At 69.0% G+C, this 19,477-nt stretch carries 15 protein-coding genes; all 15 read right to left on the bottom strand.

Translation table 11 applies throughout. From position 1 onward, the window contains the following. Positions 1–123: 123 nt before the first annotated feature. The gene (tssH, locus tag AC3A6G_RS26920) at positions 124–2,829 is read right to left on the bottom strand and encodes a type VI secretion system ATPase TssH (RefSeq protein ID WP_487863190.1); all 2,706 of its coding nucleotides are present in this window, start codon (positions 2,827–2,829) and stop codon (positions 124–126) included. Next, entirely contained in the window at positions 2,826–3,986 is a 1,161-nt protein-coding gene (tssG, locus tag AC3A6G_RS26915; RefSeq protein ID WP_487863191.1) for a type VI secretion system baseplate subunit TssG, read from the bottom strand. The genes tssH and tssG overlap by 4 nt, the downstream gene beginning before the upstream one ends. Further along, the gene (gene tssF, locus AC3A6G_RS26910; protein WP_487863192.1) at positions 3,983–5,854 is read right to left on the bottom strand and encodes a type VI secretion system baseplate subunit TssF; all 1,872 of its coding nucleotides are present in this window, start codon (positions 5,852–5,854) and stop codon (positions 3,983–3,985) included. Before tssF ends, tssG begins: the two co-directional genes overlap by 4 nt. 124 nt (positions 5,855–5,978) lie before the next feature. Continuing rightward, complete coding sequence (gene tssE, locus AC3A6G_RS26905; RefSeq protein ID WP_487863193.1) at positions 5,979–6,539, bottom strand: type VI secretion system baseplate subunit TssE; 561 nt, start codon at positions 6,537–6,539, stop codon at positions 5,979–5,981. Next, on the bottom strand, positions 6,536–7,435 hold the full coding sequence (locus AC3A6G_RS26900) for a type VI secretion system accessory protein TagJ (RefSeq protein WP_487863194.1): 900 nt from the start codon (positions 7,433–7,435) through the stop codon (positions 6,536–6,538). The genes tssE and AC3A6G_RS26900 overlap by 4 nt, the downstream gene beginning before the upstream one ends. Positions 7,436–7,571: 136 nt before the next feature. Beyond that, positions 7,572–8,054, bottom strand: a complete 483-nt coding sequence (locus tag AC3A6G_RS26895; RefSeq protein WP_487863195.1) for an Hcp family type VI secretion system effector — start codon at positions 8,052–8,054, stop codon at positions 7,572–7,574. Positions 8,055–8,102: 48 nt separating this feature from the next. Further along, positions 8,103–9,617 (bottom strand): type VI secretion system contractile sheath large subunit, encoded by a 1,515-nt coding sequence (gene tssC, locus AC3A6G_RS26890; RefSeq protein WP_487863196.1) that lies wholly within the window; start codon positions 9,615–9,617, stop codon positions 8,103–8,105. Between the two features lie 14 nt (positions 9,618–9,631). Beyond that, complete coding sequence (gene tssB, locus AC3A6G_RS26885; protein WP_487863197.1) at positions 9,632–10,201, bottom strand: type VI secretion system contractile sheath small subunit; 570 nt, start codon at positions 10,199–10,201, stop codon at positions 9,632–9,634. 86 nt (positions 10,202–10,287) lie between these two features. After that, entirely contained in the window at positions 10,288–11,382 is a 1,095-nt protein-coding gene (tssA, locus tag AC3A6G_RS26880; RefSeq protein ID WP_487863198.1) for a type VI secretion system protein TssA, read from the bottom strand. 138 nt (positions 11,383–11,520) lie between these two features. Further along, positions 11,521–12,711: a fumarylacetoacetate hydrolase family protein gene (locus AC3A6G_RS26875; protein ID WP_487863199.1), complete on the bottom strand. Its 1,191-nt coding sequence runs from the start codon at positions 12,709–12,711 to the stop codon at positions 11,521–11,523. 66 nt (positions 12,712–12,777) lie between these two features. Further along, positions 12,778–16,551, bottom strand: a complete 3,774-nt coding sequence (locus AC3A6G_RS26870; RefSeq protein WP_487863200.1) for a molybdopterin cofactor-binding domain-containing protein — start codon at positions 16,549–16,551, stop codon at positions 12,778–12,780. Beyond that, the gene (locus AC3A6G_RS26865) at positions 16,548–17,063 is read right to left on the bottom strand and encodes a (2Fe-2S)-binding protein (protein ID WP_487863201.1); all 516 of its coding nucleotides are present in this window, start codon (positions 17,061–17,063) and stop codon (positions 16,548–16,550) included. Before AC3A6G_RS26865 ends, AC3A6G_RS26870 begins: the two co-directional genes overlap by 4 nt. A gap of 17 nt (positions 17,064–17,080) precedes the next feature. Further along, positions 17,081–17,794, bottom strand: coding sequence for a bifunctional nicotinamidase/pyrazinamidase (pncA, locus tag AC3A6G_RS26860; RefSeq protein ID WP_487863202.1), 714 nt, complete (start codon positions 17,792–17,794; stop codon positions 17,081–17,083). Positions 17,795–17,833: 39 nt separating this feature from the next. Continuing rightward, complete coding sequence (locus tag AC3A6G_RS26855) at positions 17,834–18,568, bottom strand: ABC transporter ATP-binding protein (protein ID WP_487863203.1); 735 nt, start codon at positions 18,566–18,568, stop codon at positions 17,834–17,836. After that, positions 18,565–19,356 (bottom strand): ABC transporter ATP-binding protein, encoded by a 792-nt coding sequence (locus tag AC3A6G_RS26850; protein ID WP_487863204.1) that lies wholly within the window; start codon positions 19,354–19,356, stop codon positions 18,565–18,567. The genes AC3A6G_RS26855 and AC3A6G_RS26850 overlap by 4 nt, the downstream gene beginning before the upstream one ends. Between the last annotated feature and the right edge of the window lie 121 nt (positions 19,357–19,477).

Genomic DNA, 19,477 nt, shown 5'->3' with positions numbered 1-19,477 from the left:
CTGCGACAGCCCCTCGGTGCCGCGCATCGAGCGGAACTTCAGCTGCTCTTCACCCAGCGGGGTGTGGGCCGTAACGACTCGCGCCATGAAAGTTGTCTCCTTGATGCATTCCTTGATGCCTTCTTATGCTTGCGAGAACTCGTACTGAAAGTCGTCCTCCGCCGCCGACAGCCGCACGCCTGCCAGCTTGCGCGCTGACACCGTGGCGCCGATCACCTCTTCGCTGAGGCGCGGAAGGATCGTGTGCGTGAGGATCGCGTCGATCATCCGGCCGCCCGACTCGATGGCAGTGCAGCGGCGCGCCACCAGTTCGACGGCGCTGTCGTCGTAGGCGAACGCAATGCCGTGGTTCGCGTCCAGGCGCGCGGCGATGCGGTCGAGCTGGAGCCGGATGATGCGATGCAACGCGTCGGCGTGCAACGGGTAATAAGGCACTACAACGAGACGGCCGAGCAGCGCCGGCGCAAACACCTTGAGCAGCGGCTCGCGCAGCGCCTGCGCGAGCGGCTCGGGGTCGGGGCGCAGCGTCGGGTCTTCGCACAGCTGCATGACCAGGTCGGTGCCGACGTTCGAGGTCATGATGATCACGGTGTTGCGGAAGTCGATGTGCCGGCCCTCGCCGTCTTCCATCCAGCCCTTGTCGAAGACCTGGAAGAAGATCTCGTGCACGTCGGTGTGGGCCTTCTCGATCTCGTCGAGCAGCACCACGCTGTAGGGGCGGCGGCGCACGGCCTCGGTGAGCACGCCGCCTTCGCCGTAGCCCACGTAGCCGGGCGGCGCGCCCTTGAGCGTGGAGACGGTGTGCGACTCCTGGAACTCGCTCATGTTGATGGTGACCAGGTTCTGCTCGCCGCCATAGAGCGCCTCCGACAGCGCGAGCGCGGTCTCGGTCTTGCCCACGCCGGAGGGGCCGCAGAGCAGGAACACACCGACGGGCTTGTTCGGGTTGTCGAGCCGCGCGCGCGCGGTGCGGATGCGCCGCGAGATGGTCTCGAGCGCATCGGGCTGCGCCACCACGCGCGCCGACAGCGTCTCGGCCAGCCGCAGCACCGATTGCGCATCGTCGCGCACCATGCGGCCGATCGGAATGCCGGTCCAGTCGGCAACCACGGTGGCGATGGCCTGCGCATCGACGGCCGCGAGAATCAGCGGCGACTCGCCCTGCAGCTGCGCGAGCTGGTCCTGGGCCTCATTCAGTTCGGCGCGGATCTGCTCGGGCGTGCGCTCGGGCTCGGCCTCTTCGCTCACTTCGCCCTCTTCGCCGTCCTCCGCCTGCACCGGCACGGCCGCGGGTGCGAGCTGCTGTCGCAGCGCGACGATGCGCTCGACCAGTGCCGCCTCTTCCACGCGCCGCGCTTCCAGCAGCGCGAGCTCGGCCTGCGCCGCGGCCACCTCGGCCGCGATGTCGTCCACCCGCTTCGCCTCGCCGACGCCGATGGCCGCCTCGCGCCCGGCGATGCCCGACTCGATGCCCAGCACCTCGATGCGGCGCTGCAGGTCCTCGATCGCGGCGGGCAGCGCATGCTGGCTCAGCGCCACGCGCGCGCAGGCCGTGTCGAGCAGGCTCACGGCCTTGTCGGGCAGCTGGCGCGCGGGGATGTAGCGGTGCGACAGGCTCACGGCCGCCTCGAGCGCGGCGTCGAGGATCAGCACGCCGTGGTGCTTCTCGAGCTCGGCCGAGATGCCGCGCAGCATCACCACCGCCTTGGGCTCGGTGGGCTCGTGCACCTGGATGGTCTGGAAGCGCCGCGTGAGCGCCGGGTCCTTCTCGATGTACTTCTTGTACTCCGACCAGGTGGTGGCCCCGATGGTGCGCAGCCGGCCGCGCGCGAGCGCAGGCTTGAGCAGGTTGGCCGCATCGCCCGTGCCGGCAGTGCCGCCCGCGCCCACCAGCGTGTGGACCTCGTCGACGAACAGCACGATCGGCTTGGGGCTCTTCTCGACCTCGTCGATCACCTGGCGCAGCCGCTGCTCGAACTCGCCCTTCACGCCCGCACCGGCCTGCAGCAGCGTGGGGTCGAGCACCCACAGCGACACGTCCTTGAGCGAGGGCGGCACGTCGCCCGTGGCAAGCCGCGAGGCCAGGCCTTCGACGACCGCGGTCTTGCCCACGCCGGCCTCGCCGGTGAGCAGCGGATTGTTCTGGCGCCGGCGCATCAGGATGTCGATGATCTGGCGGATCTCGTCGTCGCGGCCGAACACCGGGTCGAGCTCGCCCGCGCGCGCCTTGGCCGTGAGATCGCTCGCGTACTTGGCCAGCGCGGAACCACCGGCCGCGGGGCCGTCGCCGGAGTGCGCCGCCGCGGGCGCGCCGCCATGCACAGCGGCCGGTGCGGCGGCATCTAAGTCGTCCTCGGGCGAGCCTTCGGTCCATGCGGGCAATTGCGCGATCAGCACGTCGGGCACGATCTTGTCGAACTCGCGCGAGATGCCCGAGAGCACCTGCCGCAGGCCCGGTGTCTTGACGATGCCCGCGAGCAGGTAGCCGCCGCGGATCGAGGTCGCCTCGAAGCGCAGGCTCGCATACACCCACGCGCGCTCGACCGCATGGTCGACGTGCTCGGAGATGTCGCTGATCGACGTGGCGCCATGCGGCAGGCGGTCGAGCGCGCGCACCAGGTCCTGTTCGACCGCATCGAGGTTGAGGCCCGCGCGCTTGACGATGCGCAGCAGGTCGCTGTCCTGCAGTTGGAGGATCTGGTGCAGCCAGTGCACCAGCTCGACATAGGCATTGCCGCGCAGCTTGGCGAACGCGGTGGCGGTCTCCAATGCCTTGTAGAGCATCGGGTTCAGTTTCGAGAAGAGAGAGACGCGGCGGATGTCGGTCATACCTGGGAGAAAGAAGCGGTGGAAGCCCCAGCCCGGGCGGCCGTGGCGGAGCGAGAAGACAGCGCCTCGGGCGCGAAGACCATGTCGCCCGCGTCGGTGTCGGACAGACGTTCGCCGAGCCAGCTGCCCCAGCCGAGCCGCTGGTCGCTGCCGAGCTGCATGCCGCGCGCCTCGGGCTTGCGCAGCACGAGCCGCAGCTCCCAGGCGAACTCGATGCCGATGTACTGGCGCACCCAGTCGACCAGCTGCGAAAGCCGCGCGCTGCCCGGCAGGAAGGCGCGGAACTCGTCCTGCGAGAGCGGGCCGAGTTCGAGGCGGAACTTGCTTTGCGCGTCGCGCACTGCGAGGCCGATGGTGGCGCCGCCGCCGAGCTGGTGATTGCGCCCGAACAGGCCGATGCGGCTGACCTGCCGCTCGTCGAGCAGGACCCAGTCACTCACGAATTCGTCGACCCGCACCGGCACCTCGAAGTACAGCCGCAGGATCTGGATCAGGCCCTCGGGGTTGCGCGTCTGGCGCACGAGGTGGCCGGCCATGTGGGTGCGCGCATGGTCGGCGATGCGATCGCGCTGCTTGAGGCCCGGCTGCCCCATGTTCATGAGGCTCGCGACGTAGTCGACGAAGCGGTGGCCGTCGGGGCGATCAAGGCTGTTGACCGACTGCGCATCGGCCCAGGCGCGGTAGAACAGCAGGATCAGCCGATGGTGGAACAGGTCGGCGAAGGCGCTCAGCGTGTGGTCGCTGTGGTGGCGCTTGCGTTCGCGCGCGTACTCGGTCAGGTGCAGCGGCAGCGGCCCGTTGGGCCCGAACAGGCCGAAGCCATAGATCGAGATGCGCGGCGGGCCGTCGCCGTCGACATCGACACCCGAGACGTTCGATGGCGCGAACGCCATCGACGGCTCCTGGCCCAGGCGCAGCGGCTCGTCGACCGGGCGCGGCGCACGGCCCAGCAGCGGATGCCCGCCTTGCGCGTCGAGCCGGCGCAGCAGCATGAAGAGGTCGTGCTCGAAGGGCTGCTCGACGAGCCTGGCCCAGAGCACGGGGTCGGCGTCGGCGGCGCTGCGGCGTGACGTCGGTGCCGCTGCAGGTGCCGCGCCGGCCTCGGCGAACTCGCCCGCGCCTGCAGCCACGCCGTCGGGGGTGTCGGCCAGGTTCATACGGTCGGCCGCCGTCCGATGCGCGGCGCCCAGCGCGCGATCTCGCCGCGCTGCAGGCTTTCGAGCGAGAACTCGGTGAACGCGTTGAGCGACACATGCCGGCTGAAGAACTGCTCGAGCACCGCGCCGAAGAGGTACGGGCTCGCGCCCGAGAAGGCGACCTCGTCGATCTTGAGCGCGATCTCCACGCCGCGGCCGAAGACGATCGGCCCCGGCTCGGGCAGGCGCCGGAACACCGGCGCGAGCGCCATCGAGCGCACGCCCTGGATCTGGCGGCGCACCGCCGGGTCGGCCAGGTTGCCGTAGAGGTCGAGCATCTCGCGCAGCGCGGCCGCGCCTTGCGCCGCATCGACGTCGGTCAGGCTCAGGTAGTTGAGCCCGAGATGGCTGATGAGGCGCCAGGTGAGCGCGCCCTCCGCCAGCGCGGGATAGGGCCGTGACGGCCCGCGCAGGATGCGCACCGCGCGCACCGGTGCCGACACGCGCAGCGTGAAGTCCGACTCCAGCCCCGTGGGCAGCAGGAGCGGCAGGTCGCGGTTGGTGCACAGCGCATCGATCGTGATGTGCCGCAGGCTGTGCGGGAACGGCGCATCGTGCTGGTCCACCAGCGACACGTACACCTCGCTGCCGGTGTAGCTGGTGCGCGTGCCCTGCGCGCGGGCGCGGTCCGAAACCAGGCGCGGCTCGCGGCGCAGCGAGAAGTACGCGCCGAAGTCGCCGTCGTCGGCCGCGAACGAGCCGAGAAAAGGCCTGAACTCGCGCTCCTCCGAGCCGCTCGCCATGTGGCCCGTGACGCGCTCGACGGTGAAGATCTCGAAGTCGCGCGGGCGCGTGCGGTCGATCACCGCATGGTGCTCGTGCTGCCCGGGACCGACCGGGATGCGGTCGCTGCGTCGCGGCACGAGATTGATGATCGGCGTGCAGAACAGCGAGAAATGGCGCGCATCGACGAGCCGCTCGAGCTCGGCGTCAGCGCGGTCGAGCAGGATCACGATCTCCATCGTCGTGCCGCTCATGGCCGCGGCCGCGGCACGCAGGTTCTTCACGCTGAAGAACAGGTAGCGGTCGGGGAACGCGAAGTACTCGTGCAGCAGCCGGTAGCCCTGGAAGGAGCGCGCGTCGTAGGGCAGCAGCGACTGGTCGGGGTCGAAGCCCTCGTGGCGCACGGCCTCGTCGCCGAGCGGCACGATGCGCGCGGTGCTGCCGGGGCCGCTGCGGCACACGACCCCCACGCCGTGGTGCACCGCGAGCTCGAGCACGCGCAGCGCATGCAGCTCGGCGCCCGAGAGAAAGAACTCGAGCCGGTCGATCGGCATCTCGGAGAACCTGGCGCCGCCCACGGCCTCGAGCTTGATGGTGAGCGCGCTCTTGGCCTGCCGCGCCACGAGCGGCATCGCATGCGCGATCTCCGCAGGCACGGGGCCGATGCCGGCCTCGGCAACCTTGATGGGCCAGAGCGTGACCGCATGGCCGGTGCGGAATTCGCAGGCGGTCTGCTCGCCCTTGATCATGCGGCCGCGCAGGATGGTGTGGCGCGGCAGCTCGTAGCCGGCCTTCAGCGATCCCTCGTTGAGGTTGCCGTCGATCTGCACCACGGCCATCGCGGGCAGCGGCGCGAGAAAGTTGGGATACACCACCTCGAGCAGCCGCTGCGAGAAGCGCGGAAACTCCGCATCCATCTTGAGCTGGATGCGCGCCGTGAGAAAGCTGAAGCCCTCGAGCAGGCGCTCCACGTACGGGTCGCTGACCTCGATGCCGCGCATGCCCAGGCGCCCCGCGATCTTCGGATAGCGCTCGGCGAACTCGGCCCCGAGCTCGTGCATGTAGGTGAGCTCGCGGTTGTAGTAGTCGAGGAGCTTGGCGTCCATCAGTGGCTCTCCCCCAGGCTTCGCGCACTGCGAGTCGCTTCTCCCTCCCCCTCACCGGGGCCAACACCAGCGGCCCGGCAAAGCCGGTTCCGTGGTGTTCCTTGCACGGAGGTGCGGTAGCGCATCACAAGCCTCCCGTTGGACGGAGCACCATGTGCCCGCTTTCAAGGTCCAGCTCGGAACGCAGGATGAACTCGATCGGATAGGGCACCGACCAGAGCGTGCCGCGGATCTCCAGCGCGAGCAGGTTGTGGTGCTCGAGATCGTTCGCGTCGGTGACGCAGCGCACGTCGATGCTGTCCTTCATGATGCGCGGCTCGAAGTCGATGATGGCGGCGCGGATCGCGGCCTCCACGTCGGCGAAATCGACCTCGGACATGCGCCCGCCGGCCCAGCCGCGCACGCCGAAATTGACCACCGAGCGACGCGCGCGCGGCATCGCGTTGATCTGGTGCTCGGCGCCGAAGTTGGTGGTGTTGAGCAGCCACTGCAGGTCGCGCAGCACCGAGTCGCGCAACAGCTTGCCGCTCATGAGGAACGCGCCCGCGCGCTCCTGGCGGTTCTGCGGCTGCTTGTCGGTCAGGCGGTCGAGCAGCACCGGCTGCAGGCGGTCGCGTGCAACGCTTTCCTGCGGATCGCCGTCGCCATCGGGGGCCGAACGGTTGGCGGGCAGCACGGCGCTCACTGGACCACGCGCTCCCCGTCGCCGGCAGCAGCATCATCTTCAGCAGCGTCGGCCAACTCGATCTGGCGGATGTCGAGCAGCGAATGGTCGCCCGCTTCGCTGATCAACGTGCGTTGGCCGACGCCGGCATATTGTTCCTCGCCCGCGAGCGGCAGCCAGTCGGTGCGGCGGCCCAGCACGGCCTCGTCGTCAAGCGCATCGAGCGCGCCGGGATAGCGCACCGGCACCAGGCCGTTGAGCCCGCGGCCGTCCTGCAGCTCGATCATGGCCGGCGCCCAGAGCAGGTCGACCAGGTGCTGCGGACGCGCGAACTTGATGCGGCGCACCGCCGGCAGCGGCAGCCAGGCATAGCCCGAGGGTGTGAGCAGCTCCAGCACGGCGCCGATGCGCACGTCGCCGTCGCAGAGCCAGGCGAATGCGCTGCTTTGCACCGGCTCGCCGTCGATCGCCTGCACGGCGCGCGCATCGGTGCGGTCGACCAACGACAGGGTGCCCGCCACCGCGGGTGCGGCCTGCCGCGCGGCTTCGCGCAGGCGGGCGGCCTCGGCGGCCTGCTCGGGCGCCAGCGCGGCCGCGGCGATGAGGGCGTCGACCCATTCGCCGCGGCCGTCGATCACGGCCGGCGCAGGGCCGCCGTGGTTCCAGAATTCGGTGCGCTGGCGCTCGGCAGCGAGCGCCATGGCGCAGGTGGCGCTGGCGGGCGCGAACGCGGGATCGATCTTCGCGGCCAGCTTGAGCTGGTCTTCAGCCCGCTGCCATTCGCCCTTGAGAGCCAGGAAATGGCACAGCGCAAGGCGCAGGCTGGCGTTCTGGGGACTCGCGCGGATCTGCCGCTGTACCCCTTCGGTGTGCTCGGCCACGGAGCGCTCGCCCAGCACTGCAAACCCATCGCCCATGAAACGTCCTCATTGACTCGCACGCGGCCCACAACATGGCGCCGCCGAGTGAAACATGTAGATGAAGAGGCCGGCCGCGGCGCGCCGCGTTCGTGCGGCGCGCGCAAGGCCGGCCGGGCAGGAAAAAAAGCGGCGGTCAGCCTTCCTTGTTTTCCTTGATGTTCCAGGCCAGCACCGTCTCGGCGCCCTTGCCGCCCTTGTCGGTCTGCTCCCAGTACTGCTGCTTGACCTTGGCGGCCTGGAAGGCGTACTGCACCAGCACCGCCTCGCTGCCCTGCTCGGCCGTGTATTGCACCGAGGTGACCAGCACTTCCTCGAGCGTGACGCGCGTGTACTCGATCTGCGAGCCGCCGGCCTTGCACACCGAGACCTCGATCTTGCTCAGGTGCTTGCCGCTCGCGCAGTTCTTGAGTACCGACGGTGCCGCCTTGTCGATGCGCGCGATTACCTGCAGGTCGTTGAAGCTTGCCTTGCCCACGCCGCCGCCGCCGCCGCTGACCATGTTGCCGGGCTGCGTCGCTCCCCATGCGAACGAGGTGATATCCGTCCACTCCTTGTGGTTCGAATCTTTGGATTCGCCGTTCGCGCCCTCAACGCGCATGAACATGTCTACTGCCATGGTGAAACCCCCAAAGTTATTGTTGCCCGATCACGGGACACGGTTGAACTAGCTGCTGTCCTTCTTGTTGGACGGCAGCTTCGAAACCAGCCGCAATGACACCGTCAGCCCTTCGAGCTGATAGTGCGGCCGGAGAAAAAACTTGGCGGCGTAGTAGCCGGGGTTGTCCTCGATCGACTCGACCTGCACTTCGGCCGCCGCCAGCGGCTTCATGGCCTTGGTGTCCTGCGACGACGTGCCGGGGCTGCCGTCCACGTAGTTCATGATCCAGTCGTTGAGCCAGCGCTCCATGTCCTCGCGCTCGCGGAACGAACCGATCTTGTCGCGCACGATGCACTTCAGGTAGTGCGCGAAGCGGCAGCACGCAAACAGGTACGGCAGCCGCGCGGCCAGGTTGGCGTTGGCGGTGGCATCGGCGTCGTAGTACTCGGCCGGCTGCTGCAGCGACTGCGCGCCGATGAAGGCCGCGAAGTCGGAGTTCTTGCGGTGCACGAGCGGCATGAAGCCGTTCTTCGCCAGCTCGGCCTCGCGCCGGTCGCTGATCGCGATTTCGGTCGGGCACTTCATGTCCACGCCGCCGTCGTCGGTCGGGAAGGTGTGCGTGGGCAGGTTCTCGACCGCGCCGCCCGACTCGACGCCGCGGATCGAGGTGCACCAGCCGAACTGCTTGAACGAGCGGTTGATGTTCACGCCCATCGCATAGGCCGAGTTGGCCCAGGTGTAGCGGTTGTGCAGCGCCGAATCGGTTTCTTCCTCGAACTCGAACTCGTCCACCGGGTTGGTGCGCGCGCCGTACGGCAGCCGCGCCAGGAAGCGCGGCATGGCCAGGCCGACGTAGCGCGCGTCTTCCGACTCGCGCAGCGAACGCCAGGCGGTGTGCTCGGTGTTCTGGAAAATCTTGGTCAGGTCGCGCGGGTTCGACAGTTCCTGCCACGAGTCCATCTGCATCACCGTGGGCGAGGCGCCCGCAATGAAGGGGCAGTGCGCGGCCGCGGCGATCTTGGCCATCTCGCCGAGCATCTCGACGTCGGGCGGGCTGTGGTCGAAGTGGAAGTCGCCGATCAGCGCGCCGAAGGGCTCGCCGCCGAACTGGCCGTACTCGGCCTCGTAGATCTTCTTGAACAGCGGGCTCTGGTCCCAGCCGATGCCCTTGTGGCGCTTGAGCGAGCGGGCCACTTCGCGCTTCGAAGCGCACATCACGCGGATCTTGAGCTGCTCGTCGGTCTCGGTGTTGTTGACGAGGTAGTGCAGGCCGCGCCATGCGCCTTCGAGCTGCTGGAAGTCTTCGTGGTGCAGGATCTGGTTGATCTGCTCCGAGAGCTTGCGGTCGATCTCGGTGATGATTGCCTGCACGGTGCGGTAGGCGTCGTTCGAGATGGTGACGGTGCTCTCGAGCGCCTGGACCGCGAGCGTCTTGACGGCGCTCTGCACCGCGTCGCGGGCCTGGTCGGTCTTGGGCTTGAACTCGCGCTGCAGAAGGTCGGAGAACTCGTTCGGCTCGAGCGCTTCGACGGTGGCGGCGCTGCTCGCGCGTGCTGCTGTCTGTTTGGGTGCGGTGCTCATGGTGGAGATCCTGCTTATTCGGAAGAGGTGCCGGGTGTGCCCGACTTCTCGTTCGCCGCCTCCACCGCCTTGGCCACGGCGGGGTTGGGCGCGGAGGCGAGCGACTTCAGCAGCTCGGGGTTCTGGAGTGCCTGCGCGATCAGCTGCTCGGCCCCGTTCTTGCCGTCCATGTACGACAGCAGGTTCGACAATTCGGTGCGCGCTTCGAGCAGGTGCTTGAGCGCGCCCACCTGGCGCGCGATGCGCGCCGGCGAGAAGTCGTCCATGCTGTCGAAGGTGATGTCGACGTTCATCTGGCCTTCACCGGTGAGCGTGTTGGGCACCTGGAAGGCGACGCGCGGCTTGATGGACTTCATGCGCTCGTCGAAGTTGTCGATGTCCACGGCCATGAAGTCGCGCTCCGCGAGATCGGGCATCGGGTCGACCTGCTTGCCCGCGAGGTCGGCGATCACACCCATCACGAACGGCAGCTGGATCTTGCGCTCGCTGCCGTAGATCTCGACGTCGTACTCGATCTGCACGCGTGGCGCTCGGTTGCGCGCAATGAACTTCTGCCCACTGTTTCTGACACGGTTGTCTGCCATAAAGCTTCCTCTTGAATCTCAATGCGTGTTGATCGACCTTGACTGATGCTGCTGATGCCGTGCGCAGGCGGCTCAAAGGCCGTCGTTCATTCGGCCGCCGAGCTCGCGCTCAGCGACCGCCCCGCCAGGCTTTCAATCTTCTGAACGCCTTCGGGCACGAGCTCTTCGATGATCTGGAAGAAGTTGAGGTCCAGCAGCCGCTGCGCGCGCCGGATCAGCATCGGCGCCGGATGGCTGGGTTCGGTGCGTTCCAGGTACTGGCACGCTTTTTCCAGCAGCACATGCACATCATCACGGCTCGATATTTCAATCTCTTGAATGCCCGGCTTGCGCGCGCCTGCGGCCACGTTGTGCTGCCCTGCGCCCGCCGCAGAGGCTGAACCCTGCGCGCCCTGCGAATTCGCATCGGCAGCCCCGGCGTCGGCACTTGGGGCGGCCGTCGGCTCCGGCTGCGCCTGCTCGGGCAACAGCTGGATGACGGTGCGCAGCGACCGCTCGAGGCGAGAGAAGTCGGGCGCCCAGCTCTGGCCGAGGGCGCGCTCCGAGGTCTCGCGGATGCGCTGCAGCAGCTCGAGCGCCGCGTGCAGGGCCACCACCGGCGCCGCCGCCTTCTCCTGGGCGCGGCGCGCCACTTCCCTGAGCCGGGCAATGCCGCCCGGATAGTCGATCTGGTCGGCCTTGCTCGAATCGAGCAGTGCCTCGACCTGGCGCAGGCTCATGGATGCGCCGCCGTCGTCGAGCAGCTTCGCATCGCGCACGCTGCGCCCGAGTCCTTCGGCTTCGGCCAGTGCGGCCAGCGCATTCATGCGCGGCAGCGGGTCCTCGAAGCCATCGTCGACGACGCGCGGATGCACCGCGTCCCAAAATTTCTGCAGCACGCCGTCGACCACGCGCAGGCCATCGACGTAGCCCGGCAGGCCCCGGCTCTCGGTCCATGCCAGCGTCAGCAGCACCAGCACGCGCACGTCGAGCGTGCGCTGGCAGAGCTGCTTCGCGATGCGCTCCACGCGTGCCCAGTCGGGCGGCTCGGCCGGGATGATGGTCGAGCCGAACTGCTGTTCGCGCTTGCCCGTCGCCGCTTGCTGCAGTGCCAGGTACTCGGGGTCGTACTCGAGGTCTTCACCACACGGAAGCGGACCTTCGACTGGCGACTGCAGTAGTTCGATCTCGCTGGGCGGCAACCTCTGTCTCCCGTGTTACTTCATTAACAGGCGGGTATCTTGAGGGGAACGCGAACAATGGTCAACAGCAACAGAATGCAACATGCTGCCAATGAGTCACAAAGAAGTACAACTCCTTTGAACTCGTAGAAATAACGTTTACAGCAGCTGGCGGCCCGCCAGATTGCGCATCAGCGCGCTTAAGCCGAAAGTCCACCGCGGCGCCTGATCGGCATGCACGACGCGATTGACCAGGCTACCCAGCTCGGGTGCCGAAATGCGCACCCGGTCACCGACCACGTGCGTAAAGCCCTGCCCCGGGCCGTGGCGGTCCTGCGTCGGCGCGAACATGGTGCCGAGGAACAGCACGAGCCCGTCGGGATAGTCGTGGTGCTTGCCGATCGCCTGCGACACGAGGTCGAGCGGATCGCGGCTGATCTTTGCGAGCGAGCTCGAACCTTCGAGCACAAAGCCCTCGGGCCCGCGCACCTCGAGCGCCACCGTGATGCGCCGCACATCGTCGATGCCGAAGTGCGCATCGAACAGCCGGATGAACGGGCCGATGGCGCACGAGGCATTGTTGTCCTTGGCCTTGCCGAGCAGCAGCGCACTGCGGCCCTCGAAGTCGCGCAGGTTCACGTCGTTTCCGAGCGCCGCGCCCAGCGTCTCGCCGCGGCTGTTGACCGCGAGCACCACCTCGGGTTCGGGGTTGTTCCAGACCGAGGCGGCATGGATGCCGATGTCGGCGCCGGTGCCCACCGACGAGAGCACGGGCGCCTTGGTGAAGATCTCGGCATCGGGGCCGATGCCCACTTCGAGGTACTGCGACCACGCGCCCTGCGCGATCAGCACCTCCTTCACCTTCGCGGCCTCGGCCGATCCCGGCACGATGCCCGCGAGGTTGTCGCCGAGCACGCCGCCGAGCGCCGCGCGCGTGGCCTCGGCCCGCGACGCATCGCCGCGCGCCTGTTCCTCGATCACGCGCTCCAGCAGGCTCTCGACGAAGGTCACGCCGCTGGCCTTGACGGCCTGCAGGTCGCAAGGCGCAAGCAGCCAGGGCTTCGCTTCATCGCGCGAAACGGTCCCGTCGCTGTTGGCAATGGTGTCGGCCAGCGACGCGATGCGCGGCGCCTTGCCAGCCTGTACCGCGCGCTGCACGGCGTCGGCGGGCGAGCCCGCGGCTTCGAGCAGGTCGCTCATCGTGGGCGCCACTTGCGAAAGGTCGTGCAGGCCGCCTTCATGGACCGCGACCAGTACCGGGCCGACGTTCGGTTGCCAGATGCGGCCGACGAGGGTGGCGCGCGAGGCGTCTTGCGGAAGGCACGAGGCGGCGTCGAGGTCGAGGGGCATGGTTGTTGTCTCTGGTGGGTATCGGGGAAGAAGGCGATCGTAGCGCCGTGCGTACGGCCAGACCGCTCAATGCCCGCGTGCAGCAGCAGCATCCGCCCGCACGCGCGCCACCTGCGCCTGCAGGTCGTCCCACGCCGGCGCCTGCGGCGCGAAGCGCGCGCGCATGTAGCCCGCGAGCTCGGCGAGCTGGCGGTCGTCGAGCGCCTCACGGAACGCGGGCATGAAGCCGATGTCGCGGCTCGCAGGCTCGCGCACGCCGTCGAGGATGGTGCGCAGCAGGTTGTCGGGCTTCGCGCTCGTGAGGTTGCTGTTGAGCGCGAGCGGCGTGTTCACGCCCAGCAGCGTGGGACCGTCGCCGTCGTGGTGGCAGGCGGCGCAGGCGCTGTCGAACATGCGCTGCGCCGGGCCGAGCAACTGGCCCTGCGTGCGTGCCGCGTTGTCGACGACGCGCCGTGCCTGGGCCTCGGCCTCGGCCTCGGGCACCGGCGCGGGGTTGAACGACGCAAGGTAGGTGGCCATGGCGCGGATGTCGGTGTCGGGCACCACGGCGAGCTCGCGCACCACCTCGGCCATCGGCCCGCCCGCGATGCCGTGGCGCGGCGAATGGCCGTTGCGCAAATAGCGATAAAGCGACTCGGCATCCCACGGCATCGCGGACTTCGATGCGGCCGTGAGCGGCGGCGCCTCCCAGCCGTCGACCATCGCGCCCGACAGGAACGCGCTGCCGCCCTGCTCGGCGCCGAGTGCATTGCGCGGCGTGTGGCAGGCGCCGCAATGGCCGAGGCCGTTCACGAGGTACGCGCCGCGGTTCCATTCGGCGCTCTGCGCCGCCACGGGCTGCGCGGGTGCCGGGTCGTGGAAAAGCGCGTTCCATCCGGCCATCAGCGGGCGCAGGCTGAACGGAAACTTCAGTTCGGCCTTCGGCGTTTCGGCGCGCACCGCGGGCAGCGCCATAAAGTACGCGTACAGCGCCTGCAGGTCGTCGTCGCTGGTTTTCGCGAAGGCGGTGTACGGAAACGCCGGGTACAGATGATGGCCGTCGCGCGAGATGCCTTCGCGCATCGCGCGCTGGAAGGCGCTGAACGACCAGCGGCCGAGGCCGGTCTCGGCATCGGGCGTGAGGTTGGTGGTGTAGAGCGTGCCGAAGGGGGTTTCCATCGCGCGTCCGCCGGCGTTGGATACGCCGCCCGGGGCGGTGTGGCACACGGCGCAATCGCCGAGCGCGGCGAGCACGCGGCCGCGTTCGACGGTCGCCTGGCTGTAGACGGGTGCGGTGAGCGCGACGGGTGCGATGGCCGAGCGCCAGCCGAGAAGGCCGGCGATGACGCCGATGCCGCCAATGGCGAGCGCAGCGGCCGTGGCCCACACTCCTTTGCGCCTCGGCCAGGCGGCATTGCTCCTTCCCCCTCCGGGGGAAGGTTGGGATGGGGGCACGACAGCGTCACCATCCACACGCCGCTGGCCCCCACCCCCACCCCCGCCCTCCCCCGGAGGGGGAGGGAGAAATGCCCGATTCAGTTCGGCCAGCACCTTCTCGGGGGTGAACGGCGGCTCACGAAACCGCACACCTGTCGCATCGAAGATCGCGTTCGCGATCGCCGCCGTGCCCGGCACCGACGACGACTCGCCCGCGCCCAGCGAGGGCTCGCCGGGCCGCGGCATGTGCATGATTTCGATCACCGGCACGTCGCGGAAGTTGATGATCGGGTAGCTGCCCCACTCGCGGCTCGCGACCACGCCCGAAGGCAACACGCCCGGCAACTGCGCGCCACCCGCGGGCGCCTCGGCGGATTGCGGTGCGAACTGCACCTGCTCCTTGAGCGCGCGGCTGGTGGTCTGGATCACGTTGCCATGCACCTGGTGCTCGACGCCGGCCGGATTGACCAGCAGGCCCGCATCGTGCCCCACCACCACGCGGCGCACGTGCACTTCGCCGGTCGTGCGGTTGACCTCGACGTCGGCCACCCAGGCCGACCAAGCGGCGCCGAAGCCCGGCCATTTACTGTGGACGTAGCGCGCATAGGCGAAGCCCTGGCCGAAGAGGATGTCACCGCCCGGGCCGAGCCCGCCATCGGCTTTCTCCTGCGGCCCGGTGCGCATGCGCCAGCCGGCCTTCTGCGCGGTCGCCTGCACCAGTTCCACCGCGCGCGGATCGTTCAGGTGGCGCAGGCGGAACTGCACTGGATCGACGCCCGCCGCGGTGGCGAGCTCGTCGATGTACGACTCGTGCGCGAACGAACTCGGCAGCGCCGACACGCCGCGCAGCCACGACGCCCGCACGATCGGCGCCATGTCGTTGACCTTCACGCGCAGGTTGTCGAACGCATAGGGTGGGCGCGCGGTGCGGTCGCCCATCTCGAAGGCCTGCGCCACGGGCTCGATGGTGCGCGTGAGCAGCAGCGCGAGCGTCGGCGCGCCGTTCGACGGGTACGAGGTGGCGAAGTCGTAGGCGGCCACGCGGCCATCGGCCATGAGCCCGCCATCCACGTCCATCAGCTGCGCGGCGCCTTTGGGCTCCCAGGCGTGCTCCTGCTCGCGCGTGAGCTGCACGCGCACCGGCACGCCCACGGCCCGCGCGAGCAGCGCCGCATCGGCAGCCGCGTCATCGGCACCATTGCGACCGTAGCAGCCGGCGGCCTCCATGCGGACCACGTCGACCTGCGGGTCCTCGAGGCCCATGAGCCGGGCCAGGTCGGCGCGCAGCACGTGCGGGTTCTGCGTGCCGGTCCAGCAGCGCAGCCGAACCTCGCAGCCCTCTCCATCGGGCTGCCACGCGGCCAGCGCACACGAGGGGCCGATCGACGCATGCATCTGGTAGGGCCAGACGTAGGTGCGCGGCATCGGTTGCGCGGCCTGCGCGATGGCGCCATCGACATCGCCCTCGTCGACCAGCAGCCGCTGGGTCGAGGGGTTGTCGCGCAGAGCCTGCGCCACGTCGGAAAGATCGGGCATGCCGGGCCAGGGCTTCCAGCGCACGCGCAGCTCGCGCAGCGCCTGTTCGGCGTGCTCCTCGCGCTCGGCGACGATGCCCACGAAATCGCGGATCACCACCACCGCGCGAATGCCGGGAATGTGCGCGATCGACGCTTCGTCGACCGACTCGAGCGTGTTGCCGATGAAGTCGCCGTGGTCCGCTCCTGCATAAGGCGGCCGCACCACGCGACCATGCAGCATGCCGGGCACGCGCATGTCGTGCACGAAGACCTGCTCGCCCGCGAGCTTGGCCGGTATGTCGACGCGCGCCTGCCGGGTGCCGACGATGCGGTAGTCGGCCGGGTCCTTGGGCTGCGCCTGCGGATCGAGCCGCAGCACCGTGCGCTGGCCGGCCACGAGCGCGGCGTAGCTTGCGCGCCGCTCCGGCTCGGCGGCCACGCGCACCATGCCGTTGCGCAGCTCCAGCGCCTCCGGCGCCACGCCGAGCCGCTCGGCCGCGCGCGCGCGCAGCCATGCGCGCGCCTGTGCGGCCGCGAGGCGCAGCGGCTGCGCATGGATCTGGATCGATGCGCTCGCGATGGTCGCGCCCTGGTTCGGCGCACGCGCGGTGTCGCCGAGCATCACGCGCACGCACGGCATGCCGAGCTCGAGCTCTTCGGCGACGATCTGGCCGAGCGCGGTCTGGATGCCGGTGCCCAGGTCGACATGGCCGTTGAGCGCCGAGGCGCTGCCGTCGTCCCACACCGCAAGCAGGATCTCGTCGCCTTCGGCAGGGTTGCCCGCGATGAAGGCGGGCTGCCCCTTGGCGGGCGGCGGTGGGGGCGGCGTCTCGCGCACCACCAGCAGCACGCCGTCGGCCGAAAGGAATTCCGCGCGCGTGCGCGGCAGGTCGGCGCGGCGCGTCATGCGGCCGGTGCGCGCAGGCGCGCGGCCGCGCGCTGCACCGCGTCAAGAATTTCGATGTGCGTGCCGCAGCGGCACAGGTTTCCCGAGAGTTCGCTGCGGATGCGCGCCTCGCTCGCGTGCGGGTCACGCGCGAGCAGCGCCGCGGCCTGCATCACCATGCCGTTCAGGCAGTAGCCGCACTGCGCGGCCTGCGCCGCTTCGAACGCGGCCTGCACCGGATGCCAGTTTGCTTGCGTGCCAAGGCCTTCGAGCGTGGTGATGGTGCGGCCCGCCACGCCGTGCGCCGGGATCACGCAGGCGCGCGCCGCAATGCCGTCCACATGCACCGTACAGGCGCCGCACTGCCCGAGCCCGCAGCCGTATTTCGGCCCGTTGAGCCCGAGGTCGTTGCGCAGCAGGTGCAGCAGCGTGGCCTCCCGCGGCACGTTGTCGAGCGTGTGCGCACGGCCATTGACCTGCAGGCACAGCGCAGCCTCGTTCTTTTCTTCAGTACCGCAGTGGGTCGTCGTCACGGGGATGCAGCCGTCCTTCAGCTCGGAATATCGCCGGACTGGATGCGCTTGACGCCCTTGGCCGCCATCTGCTTCCAGGCCGCCGCCAGCGAACCGTCGAGGTCGATCGCACGCGTGGCGTCCTCGATCACGTAGACCTCGAAACCGGCCTTGCGCGCGTCGAGCGCGGTCCATGCCACGCAGAAGTCGGTGGCGAGCCCGGCCACGTAGACCGTCTTGATGCCACGCTGCTTGAGGTAGCCGCCGAGGCCGGTCGGCGTCTTGCGGTCGGCTTCCTCGAAGGCCGAATAGCTGTCGACGCCCTTGTTGAAGCCCTTGCGGATGATCAGCTGCGCGCCCGGAAGCTTCAGGTCCTTGTGCAGCGCCGCGTCGTCGGTGCCCTGCACGCAGTGGTCGGGCCAGAGCACCTGCTTGCCGTAGCTCAGCTTGACGCTGCTGAACGGCTTCTGGTCCGCATGCGCGCTCGCGAACGAGGCATGGCCCGGCGTGTGCCAGTCCTGCGTGACGACGATGTTCTCGAAAGCGCCGGCGAGCCGATTGATCACCGGCACCACCTCGGCCCCGCCCTTGACGGGCAACGTGCCGCCATCGACGAAGCAGTTCTGCACGTCGATCACGAGCAGTGCGGACCTGCCGTCGGGCTTGAGCGGACCCGCTGCGAAGGCGTCGAGGGCGAGCCCGCCGCACAACCCGAGGACGGCGGCGTAGGTTGCGAAGCTTCTGCGATGCATGGCGGGACTCCTTTTTCTTTCGTCGAACGATGACGGAGGCTAGACGCTGAGGTAGGCGCGGCGCACTTCCTCGTTGGCCGCGAGCTCGGCCATCGTGGCGTGGTAGCGGATCTGTCCCTTCTCGAGCACATAGGCGCGGTCGGAGACGAGCTCGGCAAAGTGCATGTTCTGTTCCGACAGCAGGATGCTCACGCCCTGCGCCTTCAGTTCGAGGATCATGTTCGCCATCTGCTCGACGATCACCGGCGCCACGCCCTCCGAGGGCTCGTCCAGCAGCACGAGGTACGGGTTGCCCATGAGCGTGCGCGCCACGGTCAGCATCTGCTGCTCGCCGCCGCTCATGCGGCCGCCCGGGCGGTGGGGCATCTCGCCGAGGTTGGGGAACAGGGTGAACAGCCGCTCGGGCGTCCAGAGCGGCGCCTCGCTGCCGTCGGCCCAGCGGCGCGGGGGCTGCTTGCCGACCTCGAGGTTTTCCATCACCGTGAGGTCGGTGAACACGCGCCGGTCCTCGGGCACGAAGCCCAGGCCCAGGCGCGCCGCATGGTGCGGCTCGCTCTTCGAGATGTCGTGGCCGAGAAAGCGCACCGCGCCGCGGCGTTTGGAGAGCATGCCGATCAGCGTCTTGAGCGTGGTCGACTTGCCCGCGCCGTTGCGGCCCATGAGCGCGACCACCTCGCCGCGCCGCACCTCGAGGTCGACGTCGTAAAGAATCTGCGCGGCGCCGTACCAGGCGCAAAGGGCCTTGGCTTCGAGCAGCGGTTCGTGTGCGCTCATGCTGTCGCTCCCATCGCGGCCGCCTTGGCGGCCACCTTCTCGAAAGTCTTGCCGCTGCCGAAGTACACCTCCTGCACTTTCGGATGGTCGCGGATCTCGAGCGGCTTGCCCTGCGCGATGAGGCGGCCGCGCGCGAGCACGATCATGCGGTCGGCGTACGCGAACACCACGTCCATGCTGTGCTCGGTGAAGAGCACCGCCATGCCGCGGTCGATCACGAGCTGCTTGGTCAGCGCCATCAGCGAATTGCGCTCCTGGGGGGCCATGCCGGCGGTGGGCTCGTCCATGAGCAGCAGCTTCGGGCTGTTGGCCATCGCGATCGCGAGCTCGACGCGCTTCACGTCGCCGTACGCCAGCACGCTGCAGGGCCGGTCGGCCTGCGCCTTCATGCCGACTTGGTCGAGCAGCGCCAGCGCCTCGTCGCGCCGATGGTCGGCCGCGCGGCGCCACATCGAGAACAGCTTGCCATCGTGCGAGAGCAGCGCCATCTGCACGTTCTCGACGACGGTCAGCGAGGCGAAGGTTTCGGCGATCTGGAAAGTGCGGCCCACGCCCATGCGCCAGATCTCGCGCGGCCTGCGGCCGACGAGTTCCTGGCCGTCGAGCGTGATCGAGCCCTGGTCGGCCTTGAGCTGGCCGTTCACCATGTTGAAGGTGGTGGACTTGCCTGCACCGTTCGGGCCGATGAGCGCGAGCAGCTCGCCGGGGGGCAGCTCGAAGCTGATGCCGTCGACGGCTTTGACGCCGCCGAAGGACTTGCCTAGGTTGGAGACCTTGAGGAGAGTCATTGGGTTGGACGGCCTTCGTGAGGTGCTTGTTTCTTTTTGGGTTTCGGGGCCGGGTCTCGCCCCGGCGGGCGAGCTACTTTCTTTTGCTTCGCCAAAAGAAAGTAGCCAAAGAAAAGGCGAC

It is taken from the genome of Variovorax sp. Soil_C_26 (assembly GCF_057657075.1).
Note: the sequence above shows the minus strand (reverse complement) of the source record. Positions and strands in the feature narration are given on the sequence as shown.

Coding starts and splice junctions, on each gene's coding strand:
- tssF (WP_487863192.1), bottom strand. CDS start 5,854: ATGGACGCCAAGCTCCTCGACTACTACAACCGCGAGCTCACCTACATG.
- AC3A6G_RS26875 (WP_487863199.1), bottom strand. CDS start 12,711: ATGCCCCTCGACCTCGACGCCGCCTCGTGCCTTCCGCAAGACGCCTCG.
- AC3A6G_RS26900 (WP_487863194.1), bottom strand. CDS start 7,435: ATGGGCGATGGGTTTGCAGTGCTGGGCGAGCGCTCCGTGGCCGAGCAC.
- tssC (WP_487863196.1), bottom strand. CDS start 9,617: ATGAGCACCGCACCCAAACAGACAGCAGCACGCGCGAGCAGCGCCGCC.
- AC3A6G_RS26895 (WP_487863195.1), bottom strand. CDS start 8,054: ATGGCAGTAGACATGTTCATGCGCGTTGAGGGCGCGAACGGCGAATCC.
- tssH (WP_487863190.1), bottom strand. CDS start 2,829: ATGACCGACATCCGCCGCGTCTCTCTCTTCTCGAAACTGAACCCGATG.
- tssB (WP_487863197.1), bottom strand. CDS start 10,201: ATGGCAGACAACCGTGTCAGAAACAGTGGGCAGAAGTTCATTGCGCGC.
- AC3A6G_RS26870 (WP_487863200.1), bottom strand. CDS start 16,551: ATGACGCGCCGCGCCGACCTGCCGCGCACGCGCGCGGAATTCCTTTCG.
- AC3A6G_RS26855 (WP_487863203.1), bottom strand. CDS start 18,568: ATGAGCGCACACGAACCGCTGCTCGAAGCCAAGGCCCTTTGCGCCTGG.
- pncA (WP_487863202.1), bottom strand. CDS start 17,794: ATGCATCGCAGAAGCTTCGCAACCTACGCCGCCGTCCTCGGGTTGTGC.
- AC3A6G_RS26850 (WP_487863204.1), bottom strand. CDS start 19,356: ATGACTCTCCTCAAGGTCTCCAACCTAGGCAAGTCCTTCGGCGGCGTC.
- tssG (WP_487863191.1), bottom strand. CDS start 3,986: ATGAACCTGGCCGACACCCCCGACGGCGTGGCTGCAGGCGCGGGCGAG.